20 protein-coding genes and 1 other RNA gene are annotated in these 23655 nt (G+C 69.9%); 17 read left to right on the top strand and 4 right to left on the bottom strand.

Annotation, left to right across the window (positions count from 1 at the left end; all coding sequences use genetic code 11):
* Positions 1-80: 80 nt before the first annotated feature.
* The gene (locus tag ACIA73_RS33865; RefSeq protein ID WP_399442736.1) at positions 81-275 is read right to left on the bottom strand and encodes a hypothetical protein; all 195 of its coding nucleotides are present in this window, start codon (positions 273-275) and stop codon (positions 81-83) included.
* Positions 276-527: 252 nt separating this feature from the next.
* On the opposite strand from ACIA73_RS33865, the gene ftsE reads away from it, so the two are divergent.
* The 9 genes from ftsE (at position 528) to ACIA73_RS33820 (ending at position 10380) form a co-directional block, all read left to right on the top strand.
* Positions 528-1217: a cell division ATP-binding protein FtsE gene (gene ftsE, locus ACIA73_RS33860; protein WP_266653284.1), complete on the top strand. Its 690-nt coding sequence runs from the start codon at positions 528-530 to the stop codon at positions 1215-1217.
* Between the two features lie 10 nt (positions 1218-1227).
* A complete protein-coding gene (ftsX, locus tag ACIA73_RS33855) occupies positions 1228-2148 on the top strand; it encodes a permease-like cell division protein FtsX (protein WP_399442735.1) in 921 nt (306 codons plus the stop codon).
* An 89-nt stretch (positions 2149-2237) separates the two neighbouring features.
* On the top strand, positions 2238-3407 hold the full coding sequence (locus ACIA73_RS33850) for a S41 family peptidase (protein ID WP_399442733.1): 1170 nt from the start codon (positions 2238-2240) through the stop codon (positions 3405-3407).
* Between the two features lie 18 nt (positions 3408-3425).
* Entirely contained in the window at positions 3426-3917 is a 492-nt protein-coding gene (smpB, locus tag ACIA73_RS33845; RefSeq protein WP_399442732.1) for an SsrA-binding protein SmpB, read from the top strand.
* A gap of 125 nt (positions 3918-4042) precedes the next feature.
* Positions 4043-4413, top strand: a transfer-messenger RNA (tmRNA) gene (ssrA, locus tag ACIA73_RS33840).
* Between the two features lie 420 nt (positions 4414-4833).
* Positions 4834-5697 (top strand): hypothetical protein, encoded by an 864-nt coding sequence (locus tag ACIA73_RS33835; protein ID WP_399442730.1) that lies wholly within the window; start codon positions 4834-4836, stop codon positions 5695-5697.
* A gap of 36 nt (positions 5698-5733) precedes the next feature.
* The gene (locus tag ACIA73_RS33830) at positions 5734-7941 is read left to right on the top strand and encodes a bifunctional polysaccharide deacetylase/glycosyltransferase family 2 protein (protein WP_399442729.1); all 2208 of its coding nucleotides are present in this window, start codon (positions 5734-5736) and stop codon (positions 7939-7941) included.
* On the top strand, positions 7938-9743 hold the full coding sequence (locus tag ACIA73_RS33825) for an acyltransferase family protein (protein ID WP_399442728.1): 1806 nt from the start codon (positions 7938-7940) through the stop codon (positions 9741-9743). The genes ACIA73_RS33830 and ACIA73_RS33825 overlap by 4 nt, the downstream gene beginning before the upstream one ends.
* A 97-nt stretch (positions 9744-9840) precedes the next feature.
* Positions 9841-10380 carry a GNAT family N-acetyltransferase gene (locus ACIA73_RS33820; protein WP_399442770.1) on the top strand — a complete coding sequence of 180 codons (540 nt, stop codon included), beginning with the start codon at positions 9841-9843 and terminating at the stop codon, positions 10378-10380.
* A gap of 43 nt (positions 10381-10423) precedes the next feature.
* Here the strand turns inward: ACIA73_RS33820 and ACIA73_RS33815 are convergent, their stop codons facing one another.
* Positions 10424-10975, bottom strand: a complete 552-nt coding sequence (locus ACIA73_RS33815) for a GNAT family N-acetyltransferase (protein ID WP_399442727.1) — start codon at positions 10973-10975, stop codon at positions 10424-10426.
* Positions 10976-11075: 100 nt separating this feature from the next.
* Between ACIA73_RS33815 and ACIA73_RS33810 the strand changes: the two genes are divergently transcribed.
* The 6 genes from ACIA73_RS33810 to ACIA73_RS33785 all read left to right on the top strand — a co-directional run bounded on the left by ACIA73_RS33810 (position 11076) and on the right by ACIA73_RS33785 (position 18109).
* Complete coding sequence (locus tag ACIA73_RS33810) at positions 11076-11666, top strand: CGNR zinc finger domain-containing protein (protein WP_399442726.1); 591 nt, start codon at positions 11076-11078, stop codon at positions 11664-11666.
* A 110-nt stretch (positions 11667-11776) separates the two neighbouring features.
* Positions 11777-12370, top strand: coding sequence for a sigma-70 family RNA polymerase sigma factor (locus ACIA73_RS33805; RefSeq protein WP_399442725.1), 594 nt, complete (start codon positions 11777-11779; stop codon positions 12368-12370).
* Positions 12367-13143: an anti-sigma factor family protein gene (locus ACIA73_RS33800; protein WP_399442724.1), complete on the top strand. Its 777-nt coding sequence runs from the start codon at positions 12367-12369 to the stop codon at positions 13141-13143. The genes ACIA73_RS33805 and ACIA73_RS33800 overlap by 4 nt, the downstream gene beginning before the upstream one ends.
* Positions 13144-13204: 61 nt before the next feature.
* Complete coding sequence (locus tag ACIA73_RS33795; RefSeq protein ID WP_399442723.1) at positions 13205-15649, top strand: HelD family protein; 2445 nt, start codon at positions 13205-13207, stop codon at positions 15647-15649.
* A gap of 379 nt (positions 15650-16028) precedes the next feature.
* Positions 16029-17462, top strand: a complete 1434-nt coding sequence (locus ACIA73_RS33790) for an NAD-dependent malic enzyme (protein WP_399442722.1) — start codon at positions 16029-16031, stop codon at positions 17460-17462.
* A gap of 365 nt (positions 17463-17827) precedes the next feature.
* On the top strand, positions 17828-18109 hold the full coding sequence (locus tag ACIA73_RS33785) for an HU family DNA-binding protein (RefSeq protein ID WP_003954777.1): 282 nt from the start codon (positions 17828-17830) through the stop codon (positions 18107-18109).
* 142 nt (positions 18110-18251) lie between these two features.
* On the opposite strand, the gene ACIA73_RS33780 is transcribed toward ACIA73_RS33785, so the two are convergent.
* Positions 18252-18878 (bottom strand): HAD family hydrolase, encoded by a 627-nt coding sequence (locus ACIA73_RS33780; RefSeq protein WP_399442721.1) that lies wholly within the window; start codon positions 18876-18878, stop codon positions 18252-18254.
* 794 nt (positions 18879-19672) lie between these two features.
* Here ACIA73_RS33780 and ACIA73_RS33775 point away from each other — a divergent pair.
* A complete protein-coding gene (locus ACIA73_RS33775) occupies positions 19673-21277 on the top strand; it encodes a hypothetical protein (RefSeq protein ID WP_399442720.1) in 1605 nt (534 codons plus the stop codon).
* Between the two features lie 122 nt (positions 21278-21399).
* On the opposite strand, the gene murA is transcribed toward ACIA73_RS33775, so the two are convergent.
* Entirely contained in the window at positions 21400-22740 is a 1341-nt protein-coding gene (gene murA, locus ACIA73_RS33770; RefSeq protein WP_399442718.1) for a UDP-N-acetylglucosamine 1-carboxyvinyltransferase, read from the bottom strand.
* 264 nt (positions 22741-23004) lie between these two features.
* Between murA and ACIA73_RS33765 the strand changes: the two genes are divergently transcribed.
* The gene (locus tag ACIA73_RS33765) at positions 23005-23589 is read left to right on the top strand and encodes a YqgE/AlgH family protein (RefSeq protein WP_399442717.1); all 585 of its coding nucleotides are present in this window, start codon (positions 23005-23007) and stop codon (positions 23587-23589) included.
* The last annotated feature ends 66 nt before the right edge of the window (positions 23590-23655 follow it).

Genomic DNA, 23655 nt, shown 5'->3' with positions numbered 1-23655 from the left:
GGCCCGGAGCGCGTTTCAGCGCTCCGGGCCCCCTTGCGTCGACGTACCGCCGTGGAGCAGTCCTGCCGCGTGCCGCCGCCCTACGCGGCCTGATGCGCCACCAGTGCCAGTGCCGCCAGGAGTATCACCAGCAGCGCCACCAGCGCCGCCGGGTTCAGCTGGGCGAAGGGGCCCTCCTGCTGCTCCAGGCGCTGCCTGCTCGCCCGGCACGTCGGGCAGCGGCCCTCGGCCACCGGCCCCGCGCAGTTCGCGCACACCAACCGGTCATAGGTCATGCGCTCTCCTCCTCGGCTACAGGCCGTACGAATCGTTCTCCCGCGTTTTCCCCGCGTTCGCTCCTTACAACGCTCGGAGAAACACATCCGTTCCCCTCCACTGTGCCAGCCGCCCGCCCCGTTCGCGCGGTCCGGGGACAACGGCCCCCGGCAAACCGGAGCAAACCCCTCACCCGCGGGCAGCAGCCTGCGGGCCCGCTCCCGGGTCGCGTATGGTCACGCTCACCTACTCCCGGCGACCGTGGTGCACCTGTGATCCGATTCGACAACGTGTCCAAGTCCTACCCGAAGCAGAACCGTCCTGCCTTGCGGGACGTCTCCCTGGAGGTCGAGAAGGGCGAGTTCGTCTTCCTGGTCGGTTCCTCGGGATCCGGCAAGTCCACCTTCCTGCGGCTGCTGCTGCGCGAGGAGCGCGCCAGCCAGGGGCAGGTGCACGTCCTGGGCAAGGACCTCGCGCGCCTGTCCAACTGGAAGGTGCCGCAGATGCGGCGCCAGCTCGGCACCGTCTTCCAGGACTTCCGGCTGCTGCCCAACAAGACCGTCGCCGAGAACGTCGCCTTCGCCCAGGAGGTCATCGGCAAGCCGAAGGGCGAGATCCGCAAGGCCGTCCCCCAGGTGCTCGACCTGGTCGGCCTCGGCGGCAAGGAGGACCGGATGCCCGGCGAGCTCTCCGGTGGTGAGCAGCAGCGCGTGGCCATCGCGCGGGCCTTCGTCAACCGCCCGATGCTGCTGATCGCGGACGAACCGACCGGCAACCTCGACCCGCAGACCTCCGTCGGCATCATGAAGCTGCTGGACCGCATCAACCGCACCGGCACCACTGTGGTGATGGCGACCCACGACCAGCAGATCGTCGACCAGATGCGCAAGCGCGTCATCGAACTCGAGAAGGGCCGTCTCGTACGCGACCAGTCTCGCGGCGTCTACGGCTACCAGCACTGAAAGGACGCCGATGCGCGCCCAGTTCGTCCTGTCGGAGATCGGTGTCGGTCTCCGCCGGAATCTCACGATGACCTTTGCCGTCATCGTCTCCGTGGCTCTCTCCCTCGCCCTCTTCGGCGGCGCACTCCTGATGCGCAACCAGGTCAGCGAGATGAAGAGCTTCTGGTACGACAAGGTCAACATCTCGATCTACTTCTGCAACAAGAACGACGCGGAGACCGGTGTGCCGCAGTGCGGCAAGGGCGCCGTCACCGCGGACCAGAAGAAGCAGGTCGAGGCCGACCTGAAGAAGATGGACGTCGTCGAGAGCGTCTTCTACGAGAACGCGGACCAGGCGTTCAAGCACTACAAGGAGCAGTTCGGCGACACTCCGATGGCGAACGTCATCACGCCGGACCAGATGCAGGAGTCCTTCCGGGTCAAGCTCAAGGACCCGCAGAAGTACAAGGTGGTGGCCACCGCCTTCGCCGGCCGGGACGGCGTGCAGTCCGTGGAGGACCAACGCTCCATCCTGGACCAGCTCTTCGAGCTGATGAACGGCATGAACATCGCGGCCCTCTTCCTGATGGGCCTGATGCTCGTCATTGCGCTGATGCTGATCGTGAACACCGTCCGGGTGTCCGCGTTCAGCAGACGGCGGGAGACCGGGATCATGCGCCTGGTGGGCGCGTCCAGTTTCTACATCCAGGCGCCCTTCATCATGGAGGCCGCGGTCGCCGGCCTGATCGGCGGCGCCTTTGCCTGCGTCCTGCTGATCCTCGGCCGGTACTTCCTGATCGACCACGGCCTCGCGCTCGCCGACAAGATGGAGCTGGTGCAGTTCATCGGCTGGGACGCGGTCCTCACCAAGTTGCCACTGGTGCTCGCGATCAGCCTGCTGATGCCGGCCCTCGCCGCTTTCTTCGCACTCCGCAAGTACCTGAAGGTGTAGGTACGTTGCCCCAGCAGTGACCGACGCCTCTCGTGCCCCGTACGGCAACCCGCCGTACGGGGCACGGCGTTTGTCCTAGACTGCTCGCCATGCCTGGACCGGAGTTCGGTGTCCGGCCCCGCGGACTGTGCCGTGGGGCGGCCCTGTCGTTGGTCCTGGCGGGCGCGCTCGCCACCGTCTCGGCGACCGGTTCCTGGTCGTCCGACGAGGAACGCGAGAGCGCGCCGGCCGTGCGGCCCGCCTCCGCGGAGGCCACCGAGGACGCGGTCGCCAGGGCCGCCGCCGAGGCGGTCGCCGACGGCAAGTCCGGAAAACAGGCGGCCCAGGAGGCCGTCAGCCGCAGCGGTGACCGGTGGGGTGCGGTCTACGACCCGGCGGAGTACAAGGAGTTCGAGAAGTCGCTGGACGGCTCGTACACCGGCGTCGGGCTGTGGGCCAAGCGGGACGCGGACGGCCGGGTCCAGGTGGCCAGGGTCCAGCCGGGCGGGCCCGCCGCCAGGGCGGGGGTACGGCGGGGTGACCGGCTGCGCACCGTGGACGGCCACCGGGTGGAGAACCGTCCGGTCTCCGAGGTGGTCTCGCTGCTGCGGGGCGACGCGGCGGGGGAGCGGGCCGGCACGCCGGTGGCCCTCGGCCTCGTACGCGGCACCAGGGCCTGGACCGAGCGGCTGCGCCGGGCCACCCTCGCCACCGACCCCGTCACCACCGAGCACCTCGCCGAGGGCGCCCTGCTGATCCGCGTCGCCGCCTTCACCAAGGGCTCCGGCGAGCGGGTCCGTCAGGCGGTGCGCAGCGCCCCGCGCGGCAAGGGGGTCCTGCTCGATCTGCGGGGCAACTCCGGCGGACTGGTCGGGGAGGCCGTCACCGCCGTCTCCGCCTTCCTCGACGGCGGGCTGGTGGCGACGTACGACGACCACGGAAGACAGCAGGCGCTGCACGCCGAGCGGGGCGGCGACACCACGCGTCCGGTGGTGGTGCTCGTCGACGGCGGCACCATGAGCGCCGCCGAGCTGGCGGTGGGCGCGCTCCAGGACCGCGGCCGGGCCCTCACCGTCGGCTCGCGGACCTTCGGCAAGGGCACGGTGCAGAAGCCGAGCCGGCTGCCGGGCGGTGCGGTCGCCGAACTGACCGTCGGCCACTACAGCACCCCGGCGGGCCACAGCCTCGACGGCAGGGGCCTGACCCCCGACCTCGCCGTGACCAAGGGGGCCCGGCAGCGGGCCGAGACAGTATTGAGTGGCCTTCAGGGGGGCTCGTAGTGCGAAAATGGCCGCACTATGGCTAAGGAAAAGGACCCCAAGCGCAAGATCATCGCGCAGAACAAGAAGGCCCGGCACGACTACACCATCCTCGACACCTATGAGTGCGGTCTCGTCCTCATGGGCACCGAGGTCAAGTCCCTGCGGCTCGGCCGGGCGTCGCTGGTGGACGGATTCGTGCAGATCGACGGCGGCGAGGCGTGGCTGCACCAGATCCACGTACCGCTGTACTCGCAGGGCACCTGGACCAACCACACGGCCCTGCGCAAGCGCAAGCTGCTGATGCACCGGGCCGAGATCGACAAGCTGGAGTCCAAGTCGAACGAGAGCGGCCACACCATCGTGCCGCTCGCGCTCTACTTCAAGGACGGCCGGGTCAAGTGCGAGATCGCGCTCGCCAAGGGCAAGAAGGAGTACGACAAGCGTCAGACGCTCCGCGAGAAGCAGGACACCCGCGAGACCAACCGCGCCATCTCGGCGGTCAAGCGCAAGGAGCGCGGGCAGCTCTAGCCCTTATTGGCTGGCATCGATGGACGGTGGTCACGTACGATGGCGGTATCGCACCCCACATGGTGATGGGGCCGGCGACGGAGAGGGCAGCGCAAGCCGCCGTATCTGGATTGAAAAATCAACATGGGGATGATCGGTTTCGACAGCGGATGTCGAAGCAGGGGAAGCGTGTCGAGGAAGCGGCAATGATCTCGTAAACCATATGTCGCAACCAATAATCGCCAACACCAAGCGCGATTCCTTCGCCCTCGCTGCCTAAGTAGCGACTGTGTGAAGTGTCAGCCCGGGGGTGATCCCGACCCGGATCCTGGCATCATCAAGGGATCTAAACTTCTAAGCCCGGTCACGGGACCTAGAAGGAAATCAAACAGTGACTGAGCCCGTCGGAGACTTGTCTGCGTGATCTCCGGGGCCGAGAAAATCGCAGCAGACTGCACACGGAGAAGCCCTGATTCTGCACCGTTGGACGCGGGTTCGATTCCCGCCATCTCCACAATTCCCATGGTTGAGCGAAGGCCCGACTGCCCCTGGCAGTCGGGCCTTCGTCGTGTCCGGGTGGGCCGCTCGCGGTATCCGGGGACGGAGGGCCGGCTTCCGGCCGTCCGACGGCTGAGCGGGCGCGACGGTTGTACCGCGGGGAGTGTCATATGCGTCACGTGACGTCTTATGCACCCCGTAAATGCGTATCAAAGTGAGCAAAACGGACGCGGAATGACTCATTCCGGCAGTCGGTATGTCATTGGTCTGTGACAAGAGTGCACTCGGGATAAGTGCTGACACCGTGGTGCGCTACATTCATCGTCCGGGTGCAGTGTGATAGGGCGCTTGGCCGGGTGGGGGTCCGGTCCAAAGACGTTGTCCAGTGAGTCGCGCGCGCCCACCGATGAATCAGTCAGTGGGGGATGTGCGGACAGCTGTGAACAATACGCAAAAGGGTGCCCAGACCGGGCAGACCCGACAGATACGTCAGATACGTGACGCCGATGACCGGACGATGCAGCTCGATTCCCTCGGTACGCATTTCGCCCGTCGTGACCACTCGGGGCCCGTACTGCCGGAGCTGTCCACGGATGACGGCAACGGTCCGGTGTTCGTCGACGAGAGCGGACGCCGCGGAAAGAAGTTCCGCAGAGCCGGCTGGATACTCGGCGCCATCTGCGCCGTGTACGCGGCGATGCTCGTCGCCTCCCTCATAGGCGGCAACTCCTTCGCCCCCGGCGGAATGCTGATACCCGGTATCAGCGCCTCCGACGAGAAGGCCGACAAGGTGAAGTCGGAGCCCAGCGCGACCCCTTCGGTCCCGAAGTCCGACGAGTTGCCCCCGGTCGGCGGCAACCAGCAGGCCGGTAACCCGGCCGACCCGACCCCCGGCGCCAACGACAAGGTGCCGGCCGGCGGTACGAAGAAGCCCGACCCCAAGGACTCTCCGGCAGGCACCAAGCCGCCGGTGGAACTGCCCGGCAAGCCCGGCGGTGGCGTGGCAGCGGCAGGCGGCGGAGTCGCGGCCGCGGGCGGCGGAGCCGCGGTGGCCGGCGGAGCCGCTGCCGGCGGTACGACTCCTGGTGACGCCGCCGCAGGCGGTACCACGCCCGGCGATGCCGCCGCAGGCGGTACGACTCCTGGTGACGCCGCCGCAGGCGGTACGACCCCCGGCGATGCCGCCGCAGGCGGTACGACTCCTGGTGACGCCGCCGCAGGCGGTACGACCCCCGGCGACGCTGCCGCAGGCGGTACGACGCCCGGTGAGGCCGCCGCAGGCGAGACTCCCACCTCCCCGTGAATCCTGGCACCACTCAGTAGAAGGCACGGCACGTAGATGTCCAACCCTCGCAGGCGTTCCTCCCAGGGCGCCCGCCGCTCCGCCGCGCGCACACGCTCCCGGCGGCGCTGGTTCCCGATGCGTTACCTGCTGCCGCTGCTAGTGCTCGGCGCAATGATGGCCATGCTGATGCTGCGTGGCTACGTACACAACGAGATCACGCCGGACCACCGGGTCCGCGAAGCGATCGACTCCTTCACCGTCCCCAAGGACATCCTTGAGGGCGGGCCGGTCATCGACGCCCGCGACCCCAAGGACCCCAAGGCGCTGCGGGTCCAGGACAAGCACATCGTCATCACCTTCGACGACGGCCCGGACCCGGTCTGGACCCCTCGCGTCCTGGACAAGCTGAAGCAGTACAACGCCCACGGGGTCTTCTTCGTCACCGGTGCCAACGCCATCCGCTACCCGGACCTGGTCAAGCGCATCGTCGACGAGGGACACGAGGTGGGGGTGCACACCTTCAACCACCCCGACCTCTCGTACAAGACCAAGAACGGCATCGACTGGGAGTTCTCCCAGACCCAGCTGGCGATCGCCGGTGGCGCCGGGGTGCACACCTCGCTGTTCCGGCCCCCGTACTCCTCCATGTCCAGCGCGATGGACGACGCGAGCTGGCCGGTCGCGAAGTACGCGGGCGAGCTCGGCTATCTCACCGTCGTCAACGACACCGACAGTGACGACTGGCGGCGCGAGGGCGTCGCGTCGATCCTCAAGAAGGCCACGCCCAAGGGCACCAAGGGCACCATCACCCTGATGCACGACTCCGGTGGTGACCGCTCGCAGACGGTGGCCGCGCTGAACAAGTTCCTGCCGGACATGCAGGAGCGCGGCTACAAGTTCACCAACCTGACCACGGCCCTGGGCGCGCCCTCCGCGCACACCACGATCACCGGTCTGGAACTGTGGAAGTCGAAGGCGTTCCTCGTCGCGATCGCCGTCTCGGACAATGTGACCGACGTACTCACGGTGGGCCTGGCGATCGTCGGCTCGCTGGTCATCGCCCGCTTCGGGCTGATGCTCATCCTGTCGTTCGCGCACGCCCGCAAGGTCCGCAAGCGCAACTTCCGCTGGGGTCCGCAGATCACCAAGCCGGTCACCGTGCTGGTGCCCGCGTACAACGAGCGCGAGTGCATCGCCAACACCGTCCGCTCGCTGATGTCCAGTGACCATCCGATCGAGGTCATCGTCATCGACGACGGCTCCACGGACGGCACCGCCGACATCGTCGAGCAGATGCGCCTGCCCAACGTCCGGGTGGTCCGCCAGCAGAACGCGGGCAAGCCCGCCGCCCTCAACAACGGCATCCGGCACGCCCGTTACGACATCATCGTGATGATGGACGGCGACACGGTCTTCGAGGCGTCCACCGTCCGCGAACTGGTCCAGCCGTTCGGAGACCCGCGCGTGGGCGCGGTCGCCGGTAACGCCAAGGTCGGCAACCGCGACTCGCTGATCGGCGCCTGGCAGCACATCGAGTACGTGATGGGCTTCAACCTGGACCGCCGCCTCTACGACATGCTCGGCATCATGCCGACCATCCCCGGCGCGGTCGGCGCCTTCCGCGCGGACGCACTGCACCGTGTGGGCGGCATGAGCGAGGACACCCTCGCCGAGGACACCGACATCACCATGGCGTTCCACCGCGAGGGCTGGAAGGTCGTCTATGCGGAGAACGCGCGCGCCTGGACCGAGGCGCCGGAGTCCGTGCAGCAGCTGTGGTCGCAGCGCTACCGCTGGTCGTACGGCACCATGCAGGCCATCTGGAAGCACCGCCGCTCGATCATAGAGAAGGGGCCCTCGGGCCGCTTCGGACGCGTCGGACTGCCGATCGTCTCGCTGTTCATGATTCTCTTCCCGCTGCTCGCACCGCTGATCGACATCTTCCTGATCTACGGTCTGGTCTTCGGCCCGACCCAGAAGACGATCATCGCGTGGTTCGGGGTGCTCGCCCTCCAGGCCATCTGCGCGGCCTACGCGTTCCGCCTGGACAAGGAGAAGATGACCCATCTCCTGACGCTGCCGCTCCAGCAGCTCCTGTACCGCCAGATCATGTACGTCGTTCTGCTGCAGTCCTGGATCACCGCCCTCACCGGCGGCCGGCTTCGCTGGCAGAAGCTGCGCCGTACCGGTGTGGTCGAGGCGCCGGGATCCCTGCCGGGGCAGCGCCGCGAACACGAGCAGGAGAGGTGGCCGGTCGGATGAGCCACGGTTATCCGGGCGCGCACGACGAGGGTTACGGGGACGGTTCCCACGGGGACGAAGAGGGCTCCATACCCCCGCCGCCGCCCCAGCAGGGCGGCGGCTGGCCGAAGGTGCGCAACAACCCCGGTCCTTCGATGTACGGACAGACCTCCAACGGGTATCCGCAGGCGGGCGGCTACCCGCAGACCGGTGGCTATCCGCAGGCGCAGCAGGCGTACCCGCAGGCGCAGCAGCAGTATCCGCAGACGCAGTCCTTCCCGCAGCAGGGCGGCAACGCGCCCTACCCGCCGGACCCGTACGCCCAGCAGCCGCAGGGCGACGAGGGGTACGGCGGCGACTCGTACGGGCAGCAGGGGTACGGCAACGGGCAGTACGGCACCGACGCGTACGGCAGCGACTCGTACGGCACCGACGCGTACGGCGTTGACACGTACGGCAACGCGCCGCAGCCCAACGGCCGCTCCGGCACCGACGGCTACGGCAGCACCACCGCCTACCCCGCGCTGAAGGAGCAGGAGCAGACCCCTGCCTTCGCCCGCACCGCCGTCCAGGACCCGCCCCGCTCCTTCGCCGACTCCGGCCGGGACGAGGGCGGCGAAGGCACCGGTGACACCGACGGTGAGAAGAAGGCGGAGGCGCCCAAGAAGCCGGGCCGTGACCGCTATCTCGACCTGCTGCGTGCCATCGCGCTCGTCCGCGTGGTGTTCTTCCACGTGTTCGGCTGGGCCTGGCTGACGATCATCTTCCCGTCCATGGGTGTGATGTTCGCGCTGGCCGGTTCGCTGATGGCGCGCTCGCTGGCGCGGCCGGCGCTGAGCGTCATCAAGAGCCGTATCCGCCGGCTGCTCATCCCGTTCTGGCTCTTCTCGGTCTTCATGCTGGTGGCGATGTTCCACGGCGGGTGGAAGCCCAATGGGGACGACGAGCCGATCATGTGGTGGTGGATCAAGCTTGTCTGGTGGTTCGTGCCGATCGGGGCGCCGGCGGCGCCCTGGGAAGTGGGTTCCGAGGGCGGTCTGATGGGGCTCGAATGGGCCGCGCAGGCCTCGGGGCCGCTCTGGTACATCCGCGCGTACCTCTGGTTCGTGGTGCTGTCCCCGCTGATGCTCAAGGCGTTCCGCAAGCTGCCGTGGGTGACGATGCTGGCGCCGCTGGCACTGTCCGCCGTACTCGGCCTGAAGCTGATCGAGATCCCCGGCGAGACCGGCAACGCGATCCAGGACTTCACCACCTTCGCCTCCTGCTGGATCCTCGGCTTCGCCCACAACGAGGGCACGCTGAAGAAGCTCAAGCCGTACATGATCCCGACGTTCGCGGCGGTCCTGATGTCGCTCGGCCTGTGGTGGGCCGGCACCCACATCGGTGAGGCGGGCTGGAACTTCGACGAGATCCCGACCGCCAACGGCCTGTGGTCACTGGGCTTCTGCGCGATCCTGCTGCACTACTCGCCGTCCTGGCAGGAGTTCCCGGACAAGCTCAAGGGCTTCGACACACCGATCACGCTGGCCAACAACAGAGCCGTGACGATCTATCTCTGGCACGAGATGGCGATCATGCTGGCCATTCCGATCATCGACCAGATGTGGGGTCTGCCGGTGATCGGCGACCTGGTCAGCCCGTATCTCGGGAAGCTGTACCAAGTGCTGATGTTCCTCTTCGCCTGGCCGCTGATCGCGCTGTTCATCGCGAGCTTCGGCTGGACCGAGGACTTCGCCGCCAAGCGAAAACCGAGACTCTGGCCGAACGGCGCGAAGAACGCGAAGAACGCGAAGCAGAAGAGTGCGGCGGCGGCCGGTCGCTGACGGCCCCTGTCTGTACGTGTGGCGCCCGTCCTCCCCCTGGTGGGGTGGGCGGGCGCCTGCGCGTGGCCCGCTCGTCATTTCGTACGGTACGGAGATGATGATCCTCGACGGCATCGAATTCAGGCCCGTGGCGCTCACCGACGCCCCGGCGATGGCAGCCGCGTACCGGCGCAACCGAGACCACCTCAAGCCCTGGGAGCCCAGGCGCCAGGAGTCCTTCTTCACCGAAGCGGGCCAGCACGCCCGGCTGACGGCGCTGCTGGCCGAGCGTGACACGGGGCGGGCGGTGCCGTGGGTCCTGGCGGAGGGGGGTGCGGTGGTCGGGGCGTTGACGCTGAGCAATGTCGTCCTCGGGCCGTTTCGCAGCGCGAGCCTCGGTTACTGGATCGACGCGGGGCTCCAGGGGCGGGGGGTGGCCACCGCAGCGGTCCAGGCCGTCTGCGAGGCGGCTCGCGACGAGGTGGGGCTGCACCGGATCGAGGCGTCCGTTCTCCTCACCAACGCGGCTTCCCAGCGGGTGCTGGAGAAGTGCGGCTTCGAGGACATCGGGGTGGCGGGGCGGTACCTGCACATCGACGGGGCTTGGCGTGACCACCGGCTGTTCCAGCGGGTGCTCCACGACGGGGACCCGGGGTAGGGAGGCGTTGTCCATGTCCGGTGGCCCGGTGGTGCCGTCGGCGTCAGCTTCGGCGTAGTTGGTGGAGGTGGCCCGGCCGGGGATACGAGGGGCCGGGCGGCACCTCGCCCTCGAAGGTGAAGCCTGCCCGGTCGGCGACCCGGCAGGAGGCCGTGTTTCCGAGGCGGTGGTAGAGGTCGAGGTGGGTGAGGGCGGTCGGCGGGTAGGTCTCGAAGGCCCACCGGGCCAGGGCCGTGACGGCCCTGGAAGCCACTCCACGGCCCCGGTGGCTGCCCGCCGTCCAGTAGCCGACCCCGGCGACGGGGGAGGCCGGATCGGGGCGGGTGAGGACGGCGTGGCCCGCCAGGTCGCCGTTGCCGGAGTCAGTGGCGGTGCCGGGCTCCGTGAGGATGGCGAAGGCGAGGCGGGTGCCGGCTGTCCAGGCCTCGTGTTGGGACGTCAGCCAGCGTGTGGCGTCGGCCTCCGTGGTTACGTCGATGCTGACCGCACTCAGGTCGGACGTACGGCACACGGCAGTGAGTGCGGGGGCGTCCGAGAGGCGCCAGGGGCGCAGGGTCAGGCCCTCGGCGCGCAGGAGGGGTGCGGTGGTCGTCATGGGAGCACCGTACGGGCGCGGGCCAGCGCGGTACCAGGGGTTCCGGTGCGGGGCGAGTGCGGGCACTCTGGGGGGACGGCGACGCCGGAGGGTTGGCGGTATGGGCGCGGGTGGTGTGGGCGGCACACAGGCGTGGTGGTTCGAGTCCGGGCGGGTCTGCCTGGACCTGCTGGCGACCAGGTCCAGGGGCGAGGAACAGCTGGGCTGCCCCGAGCAGTTGGGGGCGTGGCTGGCCGGCTCTGGGCTGGTGCCGGTGGGGACCCGGTTGCGGGCCGTGGATGACGTGTGGGTGGTGAGGTTCCGTCAGTTGCGGGAGTGCGTAAGGGAGTTGGTGGTCGGGGGGAGGGCGAGTGAGGTCGCGCTGGAGCAGGTGAACGCGGTCGCCGCGGTCCCCCCGCCCGCACCTCGCGCGGTCCGCACCCCCGACGGCTCGCTGGTCTGCGCACTCGTCGCCGAGCCCCGCTGCGAGCAGCTCCTCGCCGCCGTCGCCCGGGACGCCGTGGGCCTCCTCACCGACCCCGTCGCCCGCACCGCGCTGCGCCGCTGCGAGGGCGACAACTGCGCCCGCCTGTACCTCGATACGTCCCGTGGGCACCGCCGCCGCTGGTGCTCCAGCGAGGTCTGCGGCAACCGGGAACGGGTGGCCCGCCACCGTCGCCGCGCGGCCGTGGCCGTGGCCGCACAGGCGTAAGGGGGCGCATCCGGTGACGTACGGAAAGATCTTGCGCCTGCGTTGAGTCGGATGCGTCCACCGCCACGTACCAGAGGTCGACGATTACCGAGAGGGTCTCGACCGGGAGGTTGAAGGTGCGCGAGGATGCCGCCGTGGCCGATGACCGTCCGCGACGGGCTCGGCATCGCAGCGTGAGGGAGAGCGTCAACGCCCCTTCTCCGGAAGAGGAGTTGATGCGCTCGCTGTATCGCGAGCATGCCGGTCCGCTGCTCGCCTTCGTGCTGCGTCTGGTCGCCGGTGACCGCCAGCGGGCCGAGGACGTGGTGCAGGAGACGCTCATCCGTGCCTGGAAGAACGCCGGTCAGCTCAACCGGGCGACCGGTTCTGTCCGCCCCTGGCTGGTGACGGTCGCACGCCGCATCGTCATCGACAACCACCGCAGCCGGCAGGCCCGGCCGCAGGAGGTCGATCCGTCGCCGCTGGAGGTCATGCCCGCGGAGGACGAGATCGACAAGGCGCTGTGGTTGATGACGCTGAGCGATGCGCTGGACGATCTGACTCCGGCCCATCGGGAGGCACTGGTCGAGACCTACTTCAAGGGACGTACCGTCGGTGAGGCCGCCGAAGTCCTCGGCGTACCCAGCGGGACCGTCAGGTCCCGGGTCTTCTACGCGCTCCGCTCGATGAAGCTGGCGCTTGAGGAACGAGGAGTGACGGCATGAGTTCCCGGGACCAGGAGCAGGCGGGCGGCGAATCGGTCCACGACGCCGTCGCCGCGTACTCCCTCGGCATTCTGGACGAGAACGAGAGCAGCGCCTTCGAGGCCCACCTCGCCACCTGCGACTACTGCGCCGCCCAGCTCGACGAGTTCTCCGGAATGGAACCGATGCTGGCCGCCCTTGCCGAACCACCCGGTCCGCCGAGGGAGTTGACCCCGCCGAGCCCTTCTCTGCTGGCCGGCCTGGTCCACGAGGTCGGCGCCCAGCGTGCCCGTCGCAAGCGGCGCGGCCTGTATCTGGTCGCCGCCGCCGCTGCGGTGGTGATCGGCGGCTCGGGGGCCGTGGTCCTCGCCGCGGCCAATGACAGCGAGAAGCCCCGGGTGGAGGCCCTGCCCGACCCCCACCCCACCAGCCCCGCCGAGGACGCCTTCTTCCACCACATGACGAAGAAGGTCTCGGCCACCGACCCGGACACCAAGGTCAGCGCCGTCGTCGGCACCGAGGCCAAGGGCTGGGGGACCCACACCGTCATGGAGCTCAAGAACGTCAAGGGCCCCCTGAAGTGCACCCTGATCGCGGTCTCCAGGAACGGCGACGAGGAGGTCGTCTCCAGCTGGTCCGTCCCCAAGTGGGGCTACGGAATCCCCGACAGCCCGAACACCAGCGCCAAGAACCCGCTCTACATCCACGGCGGCGCCGCCATGGCGTCCAACGACATCGACCACTTCGAGGTCCGGACATTCGATGGCAAACCCCTGGTGAAAGTTAAGGCCTGACATATCGGTCCCCTTCGCGTACGGTTGACGGCTGCCCAATGCACGTCAGAAGGGGGCCTCGGTGGCCGCGCAGGATGCCGCTGTCGATTCGGTCCGCGACCGTGAAATCGGCGTGGAACAGGATCATCTGGATCAGGTGTACCGCCGTCTTGAGGAGAAGATCCACGAGGCCGAGTTCCTGATGAACGACGCCGCCAAGCGGGGTCAGGTCGGCACGCCCGGCGCGCTCGCCGAGCGCGACGCGCAGGTCTTCCGGGCGGGGGTGCACCTCAACCGCCTCAACAACGAGTTCGAGGACTTCCTCTTCGGCCGGATCGACCTGCTCCACGGCAAGGACGGAAAGAAGGGGCCGGACGGGGCATTCACCTCCATCGATCCGGCCGATGACGCGGTACGGGAGGACGCGGAGGGAGCGGTCAGCGCCGACATCGGCGAGACCCTGCACATCGGACGTATCGGAGTGCTGGATTCCGACTACGCGCCGCTGGTGATCGACTGGCGGGCGCCGGCCGCCGCGCCGTTCTACCGGTCGACCCCGAAGGACCCCGGCCGGGTGGTACGCCGACGGGTGATCCGCTCCAAGGGGCGGCAGGTGCTCGGGGTCGAGGACGATCTGATGCGCCCCGAGCTGACCGCGTTCCTGAACGGCGAGAAGCTGGCCGTGATCGGCGACGGCGCGCTGATGGCCGCCCTCGGGCAGGCCCGCAGCCACACCATGCGGGACATCGTCTCCTCCATCCAGGCCGAGCAGGACCTGGTGATCCGGGCGCCCGCCGCCTCGGTCACGGAGGTCGCGGGAGGCCCGGGAACGGGCAAGACGGCGGTGGCGCTGCACCGGGCCGCGTACCTGCTCTACCAGGACCGCCGCCGGTACGCGGGCGGCATCCTGATCGTCTCGCCGACCCCGCTGCTGGTCTCGTACACCGAGGGCGTGCTGCCCTCGCTGGGCGAGGAGGGGCAGGTGGCGATCCGCGCGCTGGGCTCGCTGGTCGACGGGGCCGGGGCGACGACGTACGACGAGCCGAACATCGCCCGGATCAAGGGTTCGTCGCGGATGCTGAAGGTGCTGCGGAAGGTGGCCCGTGGGGCGCTGGAGACGCCCGGCGGGCCCGTCGCGGGCGTGGCGGAGCAGGACGAGGGGCAGCTGTCCTTCGGGGACTTCGGCGGCTTCGGCGACTCGGACGACGACGAGCCCGAGGAGCGGCCCGCCGTCCGCACCGACCTCCTGCGGGTGGTCGCCTTCGGCTCCCGCCTCGAACTGGAGGCCGCCGACCTCCAGCGCATCCGCAACAACGTCCTCAGCGGCACCGCGCCGGTCAACCTGCTGCGCCCCCGCGCCCGCAAGCTCCTGCTGGACGCCCTCTGGTCCAAGTCGGGCGGCCGCGGCCGGCATACCGACCCCGAGCTGGCCGCCGAGCTCCGGTCCTCCTTCGACGACGACGTGTCGAGCGAGGACTCCTTCCTGGACTTCCTGAACGCCTGGTGGCCCGAGCTGACCCCGCGCGGGGTGCTCGCCTCGATGGCCGACGAGAAGCGGCTGGGGCGGTGGGCGCGGCGGATCCTCAATCCACGCGAGGTACGGCAGTTGGCGCGCTCGCTGAAGCGCGAGGAACTGTCCGTCCACGACGTGGCCCTGCTGGACGAGCTGCAACTCCTGCTGGGCACCCCTGCCAAGCCCAGGAAGCGGCGCGAGTACGACCCGCTGGACGCGCTCACCGGCCTCGAAGAACTGATGCCGCAGCGCGAGGAGACCCAGTGGGAGCGCGCGGAGCGGCTGGCCGCCGAGCGCACCGAGTACGCGCACGTGATCGTCGATGAGGCGCAGGACCTCACGCCGATGCAGTGGCGGATGGTCGGCCGGCGCGGACGTACCGCCACCTGGACGATCGTCGGCGACGCCGCCCAGTCCTCCTGGACCGACCCGGCGGAGGCGGCCGAGGCCCGTGACGAGGCGCTGGGTTCGCGCCCGCGCCGCAAGTTCGAGCTGACGGTCAACTACCGCAACCCGGCGGAGATCGCGGAGCTGGCGGCGAAGGTGCTGGCACTGGCCGCGCCGGACATGAAGTCGCCCAGGGCGGTGCGGTCGACGGGAGTGGTGCCCCGGTTTGTGACCACGAACAATCGGCACAGCGTGACCACGAACAATCGGCACAGCGTTGCCGTACGGGATGACCTGGAGACGTCCGTGCGGGACGAGGCGCGGCGGTTGCTCGAACAGGTGGACGGGACCGTTGGTGTGGTCGTGGCCATGAACAGGCGGGCGCAGGCGCGCGGTTGGCTGGCCGAGCTGGGGGAGCGGGTGGTGGCGCTGGGCAGCCTGGAGGCCAAGGGGCTGGAGTACGACGCGACGGTCGTGGTGTCCCCGAAGGAGATCGCGGACGAGTCCCCGGCCGGACTGCGGGTGCTGTACGTGGCGTTGACCAGGGCGACGCAGCAGCTCACGGTGGTGTCGGGGAAGCGGGACGCCCCTGACGCGGACGGGGTTCCGGAGCTGTTGCGAAGCTGATTCGGGGGTTCTCGTCACTTCCCAGGAGGGTTTGTTAACCTCGAATGTGACACCGGCTCGATCCAAGCCCCCGGGCCCAACCTTAGTCGCTCAGAGCGACCACTTGCCGCGAGGCGAGCATGGCGGGCCGGTGTCGCTCAACTTCACAGCAAAGCTTCACGGGAACAGGTCCGGACCGTCCGATGCGACGGTTCGGGCCTGTTCTTTTTGGGGCTTCCGCTGAGGCGAGTGTTTCTCGTATGGTGGAAAACAGTTTCCGAAAGCGTGCTGCCCATTACCTGCTACTCGCAGGTAGGTGCGACGATCGGACTGCGCCGCCCGGCCTCCCGGCAGGAGTGGCGCGTAGCAATGAAGCTAGGGAAAGCGAAGGAAGTCGGCCATGGCAACGGCGCCCAGCGTCTCGTACTCGATGACGGTCCGACTGGAGGTCCCCGCGAGCGGGACCTCGGTCAGCCAGCTCACCTCGGCCGTCGAAGCCTCCGGCGGCTCCGTGACCGGCCTCGACGTCACCGCATCCGGTCACGAGAAGCTGCGGATCGACGTCACGATCGCCGCTTCTTCGACCTCGCACGCCGACGAGATCGTCGAGAAGCTGCGCGGAGTCGACGGCGTCGTGCTCGGGAAGGTCTCCGACCGTACGTTCCTGATGCACCTCGGCGGCAAGATCGAGATGGCGTCCAAGCACCCCATCCGCAACCGTGACGACCTCTCGATGATCTACACGCCGGGCGTCGCCCGCGTCTGCATGGCCATCGCGGAGAACCCCGAGGACGCCCGTCGCCTCACCATCAAGCGCAACACCGTCGCGGTCGTCACCGACGGCTCCGCGGTGCTGGGCCTGGGCAACATCGGCCCGATGGCGGCCATGCCGGTGATGGAGGGCAAGGCGGCCCTCTTCAAGCGTTTCGCCGACATCGACGCCTGGCCGATCTGCCTGGACACCCAGGACACCGACGAGATCGTCTCCATCGTCAAGGCGATCGCCCCCGGCTTCGCGGGCATCAACCTGGAGGACATCTCCGCGCCGCGCTGCTTCGAGATCGAGGCCCGGCTGCGCGAGGCCCTGGACATCCCGGTCTTCCACGACGACCAGCACGGCACCGCCATCGTCGTCCTCGCCTCGCTGACCAACGCGCTGCGGGTCGTCGGCAAGTCGATCGGTGACGTCCGGGTGGTCATGTCGGGCGCCGGTGCGGCCGGTACGGCGATCCTCAAGCTGCTGATCGCGGCCGGCGTCAAGCACGCGGTCGTCGCCGACATCCACGGTGTGGTGCACGCGGACCGCGAGGACCTCGTCTCCGCGGACCCCGAGTCGCCGCTGCGCTGGATCGCCGACAACACCAACCCCGAAGGGGTGACGGGCACCCTCAAGGAGGCCGTCGTCGGCGCCGACGTCTTCATCGGCGTCTCCGCCCCGAACGTCCTCAACGGGGACGACGTGGCGGCCATGGCGGAGGGCTCCATCGTGTTCGCGCTCGCGAACCCGGACCCCGAGGTCGAGCCCGCGATCGCCCGCCAGACGGCGGCAGTCGTGGCCACCGGCCGCTCGGACTTCCCGAACCAGATCAACAACGTGCTGGTCTTCCCGGGTGTCTTCCGCGGCCTGCTCGACGCGCAGTCCCGCACCGTCAACACGGAGATGATGCTGGCCGCCGCGACCGCGCTCGCCGACGTCGTCTCCGAGGACGAACTGAACCCGAACTACATCATCCCCTCGGTCTTCAACGACAAGGTCGCGGGGGCCGTCGCGGGCGCCGTTCGTACGGCCGCGAAGGCCGCCGGGGCGACTGTGACGGGTCCCACGTCCGCCTGACGCGCGGCGCGTCGTGGGTCGCCGCACATCCGGGGCACCTCTAGGGTGGCGGGCAATGAGCCAGGCAGCGCACCGTTTGTGGTGCGTTGCGGCCCGTAGACAGACCGCAGCAGTGGGGTCGACGGAGCGTCACCACAAGAGGCAGTGACGCTCCCTGAGTGGCCTTCGGGTGACTCTGCCGGGTGCCGGATTGGCTTTCCCGCCGCTGGTGGGGGCAGGATGCGTAACCGGGCGCGAGGGTCTGAAACCAGACCCGGGTCCGGGGACTCACCTAGAGCCCTGGCAGCATCGGCTTCGCTGTGCCCCAACATGCGGCTCCGCCGCGTGGCACGCCTCACAGGCAAGAAGAACACGGGAGTAACAACATGAACCGCAGTGAGCTGGTGGCCGCCCTGGCCGACCGCGCCGAGGTGACCCGCAAGGACGCCGACGCCGTGCTGGCCGCGCTCGCCGAGACCGTCGGCGAGATCGTCGCCAAGGGCGACGAGAAGGTCACCATCCCCGGCTTCCTGACCTTCGAGCGCACCCACCGTGCCGCTCGTACCGCTCGTAACCCGCAGACCGGCGACCCGATCCAGATCCCGGCCGGCTACAGCGTGAAGGTCTCCGCGGGCTCCAAGCTCAAGGAAGCCGCCAAGGGTAAGTAGTCCCCCAAGGCGACAAGCAGTACCAGCAGTACCAAGGCTGACCCGTGAGGGGCGGTCGTCCGGAATACGCCGGGCGGCCGCCCCTCTCGGCGTTCGCGGCGCGTCTTCCGTGCCAGGTGTACGTCTTTGCCGGGTGGTACGTCTATGCCAGGTGTACGTCGTCAAGGGAGGCGACCAGGACCGTGCGGGGGCCCGGGTCGATGCCCGGCACCGAGGGGACGGCCAGCAGGCGGCAGCCCGCCGCCAGGGCCGCCGCCGCGCCCGTCGGGGTGTCCTCCACGGCCAGGCAGTCGGCGGGGTCCGCGCCGAGGGCGCGCGCTGCGGCCAGATAGGGGTCGGGGTGGGGCTTGCCCCGCAGGGTGTCGCCCTGGGCGACGGAGGCGGCGAACCGTTCGGTGCCGAGGCCCTTGAGGACCAGATCGGCGACCTTGCGCTCGGAGGCGGTGACCAGGGCCACCGGCACGCCGAGCTCGCGGGCCCGGTCGAGCAGGCTCAGGGCACCCGGCTGGGTGGTGACCCCGGCAGCCACCAGTGCGGTGAATTCCCGGTCCAGGCGCTCGGCGGTGCCGGCCAGGCCGTGCCGGTCGGCGAGCAGGGCCGCGGCGGTGTCGATGGCGGCGCCGGCGAAGGGGGCCAGGGCGTCGGGAGTCGCTTCGATGCCGTGCTCCTCCAGGAGGGCGGCGACCACTTCCAGCCACTGGTGCTCGGTGTCGACGAGAGTGCCGTCCATGTCGCAGAGGAGGGCGGCGGGGGCGGGGAGGGTGGGCATGGGGGCCTTCCGGGGGAACGGGCGGGGGCGGTGCGTCCTGGGCGGTGCGGTGCGGTGCGGTGCGGTGCGTCCTGGGCGGTGCAGCGCGGTGCGGTGCGGTGCTTCTGTGCGTACTTGATCACTGGACAGGTGTACGGGCCAAGGGCGCGTGCCGGGGAAAGTGCGCCGTGGGGCGGGAGGGGCTGCCGAGGAGGGTGGGGGCAGTGGGATGAGCTGGGGAGATAACACTGCGGTGTACGGGCGTCACGGGCGTTGACGCTCCTTGCGGGGTGCCGGATCGTTGGCGGGGTTGGGCTGGGCGGGGATCCGGTCGGGTTGGGTGCGGTACGGGGCCGGGAGCGGCCGTACCGACGCAGCGGGGGTACGACGTGCTAGCGCCGGGGGGCGGCATGGGGACAGAGGACCGACGGAACGAGCCGGGACGGCCGCCGCAGGACCCGAGAGAGCCGCAGGACGTGCGGGGACCCGGAGATGTGCGGGGTCCGGGGGATGCGGAGCCCCGGGATCCACGGGAGCCGCGGGATGCGCCGCCGCCGTCGACGACTGCCGCGTCGGAGCCGTCCCGGTCCGGGCCCGCACCGGGTGCGGCTGCCTCGCGGGCGTCCGGCCCCTTGCCGCCCCCGGAGCCACCGTCCGGAGCGTCTGCGTCGTCTTCGGCCTCTGCTCCCTCGGCGCCCGAGTACGGCGGGCAGCCGGGGCCGTACGGAACACAGGCTTCCGGGGCCGGGTACGGGCCGCCGCCGCCCGCAGGGGCGTACGGGGCACCCGCGGGCCCGCCGCCCCACGCCGCCACCGTGGGCGGGGCGTACGGGCCGCCGCCGATGCCCGGTGCGCCGCCCCCGCCGCCTGCTCGGCCGCCCGCCGTGGGGCCGCCGCCGGAGCCGGATGCGGCGCGGGCGGTCGGGGCCGGGCTGCTGAACCTGTCCGGGCTGGGGCTCGGCTACGTATTGCTGAAGCAGTGGGTGTGGGCGGCCGTGTGTGTCGCGGCGACGGTCGCGCTGCTGGTGTACGCGCTGCCGGCGGACGTGGACGGGGTGTCCGGGTGGGTGGTCGTGGGGTACGTCGTGCTGCTGGTGCTGGCGGCGCTCGACGGGGCGCGGCGTGGGTTGCGTACGCGAAAGGCACTGCCGGTGCGGTCGTACGTCGCCGTGGGCCTGGGCCTCGTACTGCTGGCGGTTCCGGCCGGTGGGGCGGTGTTCTACCGGGGGGCGCAGGACGAGGCGGTGCAGAAGATGCTGCTGGCGCGGCTGGCGGGGACGGACGCGGTGGTGGAGCGGGCGAAGGGAGCGGCCGGGTTCGCGGCGGCGGAACAGGACTACCGGGCGGCGCTGGTCCAGTACCGCCAACTGGTGCGTGAGCACGGGGACTCGCGGGCCGCGAAGCAGGTGCCCCAGCGGCTGGACGCGTACTACAAGGCGGTCGGGGCGCCCTTCGCGCAGGGCAAGTACTGCGAGGCGGTCAAGCCGTTGACGTATCTGCGGACCGTGCCCGAGGCCGTCGGCAAGGACACCGCCGGGGCGCTCGCCACCTGGCCGGACGGGCGGCTGGCGACCTCGCTGTACGAGTGCGGGATGACCGGGCTGGGGACGACGGCCGGTGGCGCCGGTGGGGGTGAACTCTCCGATCTGCTGCGGACGTTCCCCGGCTCCGAGCAGGCGGGCAAGGTCGAGCCGGGCGTACGGGCGAGGATCGCCGAGCGGAGGCAGGCGCTGTCCGGCGGCGACCCCTGCCCGGTCACCGAGCAGCTGCGGCGCATCTCGACGACCGCGTCCGGGCTGCCGGGCGTCACCGGCACCACCCTGCGCGGGGAGGCCGACGGGGCGGTCGAGGGCGGGGTCTGGTCCTGCGGCCTGGACCAGTACCGCGACAAGGACTTCGCGTCCGCGCGCTCCACGCTGGCCTCCTTCGCCTCCACGTACAAGGGCAGCCCGAACGCGCAGCGGGCCCGCACCATCGCCATCGCGGCGGAGATCGCGGTCTCGCGGCCGGCCGCCGGTGCGGGGCTGCCGTCCGCCTCGGCGCCGGGCGGGGCCCGGATGAGTTATGTGATCAGCAACGACTCGCCGACCCCGACAGTGATCCTCTACACCGGGCCGATCACCGGGAGCTTCACCATGCCGGGGTGCTCGGGCTGCACGTCGTACCGCACGGAGGCGGCGGCACGCGGCACGGCCTGCAAGGACACCGGGAAGAACTACCCCAAGCACCGGCTGGCGCTGCCCGCGGGGAAGTACTACTTCCTGTCGAAGCCGTCCGGCAGCTCGGTCCGCCCGGGGCAGGGCAACAGCGAGGGCTCGGTCCGGCCGGGGTACACGTACACCCAGTGCACCTACAACGTGAACCCGTTCGGCATCGACCTGCCGCAGCCGCCGGGGACGCGGACGGAGTACCGGCCGTAGCCAGGGGGAGAAAGCCCGAGGGGGCGGCCACCTGCGATCAGGTGGCCGCCCCCTCGGGCGTAACGCGGCGAACTACCCACGGGCGTAACGCGGCGAACCACCCACGGGCGTAACGCGGCGAACTAGACGAGCGCGCCGCCCGGCAGTTCGACCTTCGCGCCGAGCTTCTCCAGCTTGTCCATGAAGTTCTCGTAGCCGCGGTTGATCAGGTCGATGCCGTGCACGCGGGACGTGCCCTGGGCGGCGAGGGCCGCGATCAGGTACGAGAAGCCGCCGCGCAGGTCGGGGATGACCAGGTCGGCGCCCTGCAGCTTGGTCGGGCCCGAGACGACGGCCGAGTGCAGGAAGTTGCGCTGGCCGAAGCGGCAGTCGGAGCCGCCGAGGCACTCGCGGTAGAGCTGGATCTGTGCGCCCATCTGGTTGAGCGCGGAGGTGAAGCCGAGGCGGGACTCGTAGACCGTCTCGTGGACGATCGACAGGCCGGTCGCCTGGGTCAGCGCGACCACCAGGGGCTGCTGCCAGTCGGTCTGGAAGCCGGGGTGGACGTCGGTCTCCAGCGCGATGGACTTCAGCGCGCCGCCCGGGTGCCAGAAGCGGATGCCCTCGTCGTCGATCTCGAAGGCGCCACCGACCTTGCGGTAGGTGTTGAGGAAGGTCATCATCGAGCGCTGCTGGGCGCCGCGCACATAGATGTTGCCCTCGGTGGCGAGCGCCGCCGACGCCCAGGAGGCCGCTTCGAGGCGGTCCGGGAGGGCGCGGTGGGTGTAGCCGTCCAGCCGGTCCACGCCGGTGATGCGGATGGTGCGGTCGGTGTCCATCGAGATGATCGCGCCCATCTTCTGCAGCACGCAGATGAGGTCTTCGATCTCCGGCTCGACGGCCGCGTTGGACAGCTCGGTGACGCCCTCGGCGAGGACGGCGGTGAGCAGGACCTGCTCGGTCGAGCCGACGGAGGGGTACGGGAGGGTGATCTTGCAACCGCGCAGCCGCTGCGGGGCCTCCAGGTACTGGCCGTCGGCGCGCTTCTCGATGGTCGCGCCGAACTTGCGCAGCACCTCGAAGTGGAAGTCGATGGGACGGCCGCCGATGTCGCAGCCGCCGAGACCGGGGATGAACGCGTGCCCCAGGCGGTGCAGCAGCGGGCCGCAGAACAGGATCGGAATGCGCGAGGAGCCCGCGTGCGCGTCGATGTCGGCGACGTTCGCGGACTCGACGTGCGACGGGTCCATGATCAGTTCGCCGGGCTCGTCGCCCGGGCGGACGGTCACGCCGTGCAGCTGCAGCAGGCCTCGTACGACGCGTACGTCGCGGATGTCGGGCACATTGCGCAGTCTGCTCGGACCGCTGCCGAGGAGGGCCGCGACCATCGCCTTGGGGACGAGGTTCTTGGCGCCGCGGACGCGGATCTCGCCCTCCAGCGGGGTGCCGCCGTGGACAAGCAGTACATCGTCTGTGCCGGTCATGTATCTCGCGTTCCGGAATCGTCGGGCGGGGGCCAAGAGGACAGGGTAATGGGACCAGGCCCCCTTTCCGGAAGGGCGCAGGGGGTGGACGTAGGTTCAGAAATCGACATAACACGCTCTGTTTGAGAGTCATCAGCGGAGGGTTACGGTCCGGATGTGCAGGTCCGTGCGCGCTCCCACTGCTGCCGTGCGCCCTGAGCTGCGGACCATTTCCGGCTGTCACGGACTCCCCCCGGAGAGCGAAACTGCGGGATCATGTGGCACATGACGGAGGTGTCCTCGCTCACAGGCCGGCTGCTGGTGGCGACCCCGGCGCTCGCCGACCCGAACTTCGACCGGGCCGTCGTGCTGGTCATCGACCACGACGGCGCCGGCACGCTCGGAGTGGTACTGAACCGGCCGACGGCGGTGGGGGTCGAACAGATCCTGGCGCCGTGGGCGGAACTGACGGGGGCGCCCGGGGTGGTCTTCCGGGGCGGCCCGGTGGGGCAGGACTCGGCGTTGGGAGTGGCGGTGGTGCCGGGGGGCGCCGCGGGGGTGCGTGAGGGTGCGGCCGGTCCGGTGGGGTGGCGGCCGGTGCACGGGGCGATCGGGCTGGTGGACCTGGACGCCCCGCCGGAGCTGCTGGCCGCCGCGCTGGGCTCGCTTCGGATCTTCGCCGGGTACGCGGGGTGGGGGCCCGGCCAGCTGGAGGACGAGCTGACTGACGGGGCCTGGTACGTCGTCGAGTCGGAGCCCGGGGACGTGTCGTCGCCGCAGCCGGAGGGGCTGTGGCGGGCGGTGCTGCGGCGGCAGCGCAGTGGGCTGGCAATGATCGCGACGTATCCGGACGATCCTTCGCTGAACTAGCGAGTGGGACCGGCGCGCGCATCAGCGGGCATCGAAGGGCATCGGTGGGCAACTGGGGCGGGCCAT

The organism is Streptomyces sp. NPDC051561 (assembly GCF_044454195.1).
GTDB lineage: Bacteria > Actinomycetota > Actinomycetes > Streptomycetales > Streptomycetaceae > Streptomyces.
The sequence above is the reverse complement of the archived record's forward strand: the minus strand, read 5'-3'. Positions and strand labels throughout refer to the sequence as shown.

Excerpts from the sequence above, each read along its gene's own strand:
- ACIA73_RS33765 (WP_399442717.1), top strand. The coding sequence starts at position 23,005 with ATGACGGAGGTGTCCTCGCTCACAGGCCGGCTGCTGGTGGCGACCCCG.
- ACIA73_RS33780 (WP_399442721.1), bottom strand. The coding sequence starts at position 18,878 with ATGCCCACCCTCCCCGCCCCCGCCGCCCTCCTCTGCGACATGGACGGC.
- murA (WP_399442718.1), bottom strand. The coding sequence starts at position 22,740 with ATGACCGGCACAGACGATGTACTGCTTGTCCACGGCGGCACCCCGCTG.
- ACIA73_RS33810 (WP_399442726.1), top strand. The coding sequence starts at position 11,076 with ATGGGCGCGGGTGGTGTGGGCGGCACACAGGCGTGGTGGTTCGAGTCC.
- ftsX (WP_399442735.1), top strand. The coding sequence starts at position 1,228 with ATGCGCGCCCAGTTCGTCCTGTCGGAGATCGGTGTCGGTCTCCGCCGG.
- ACIA73_RS33825 (WP_399442728.1), top strand. The coding sequence starts at position 7,938 with ATGAGCCACGGTTATCCGGGCGCGCACGACGAGGGTTACGGGGACGGT.
- smpB (WP_399442732.1), top strand. The coding sequence starts at position 3,426 with ATGGCTAAGGAAAAGGACCCCAAGCGCAAGATCATCGCGCAGAACAAG.
- ACIA73_RS33790 (WP_399442722.1), top strand. The coding sequence starts at position 16,029 with ATGGCAACGGCGCCCAGCGTCTCGTACTCGATGACGGTCCGACTGGAG.
- ACIA73_RS33850 (WP_399442733.1), top strand. The coding sequence starts at position 2,238 with ATGCCTGGACCGGAGTTCGGTGTCCGGCCCCGCGGACTGTGCCGTGGG.
- ACIA73_RS33785 (WP_003954777.1), top strand. The coding sequence starts at position 17,828 with ATGAACCGCAGTGAGCTGGTGGCCGCCCTGGCCGACCGCGCCGAGGTG.
- ACIA73_RS33830 (WP_399442729.1), top strand. The coding sequence starts at position 5,734 with ATGTCCAACCCTCGCAGGCGTTCCTCCCAGGGCGCCCGCCGCTCCGCC.
- ACIA73_RS33820 (WP_399442770.1), top strand. The coding sequence starts at position 9,841 with ATGATCCTCGACGGCATCGAATTCAGGCCCGTGGCGCTCACCGACGCC.
- ACIA73_RS33865 (WP_399442736.1), bottom strand. The coding sequence starts at position 275 with ATGACCTATGACCGGTTGGTGTGCGCGAACTGCGCGGGGCCGGTGGCC.
- ACIA73_RS33800 (WP_399442724.1), top strand. The coding sequence starts at position 12,367 with ATGAGTTCCCGGGACCAGGAGCAGGCGGGCGGCGAATCGGTCCACGAC.
- ACIA73_RS33815 (WP_399442727.1), bottom strand. The coding sequence starts at position 10,975 with ATGACGACCACCGCACCCCTCCTGCGCGCCGAGGGCCTGACCCTGCGC.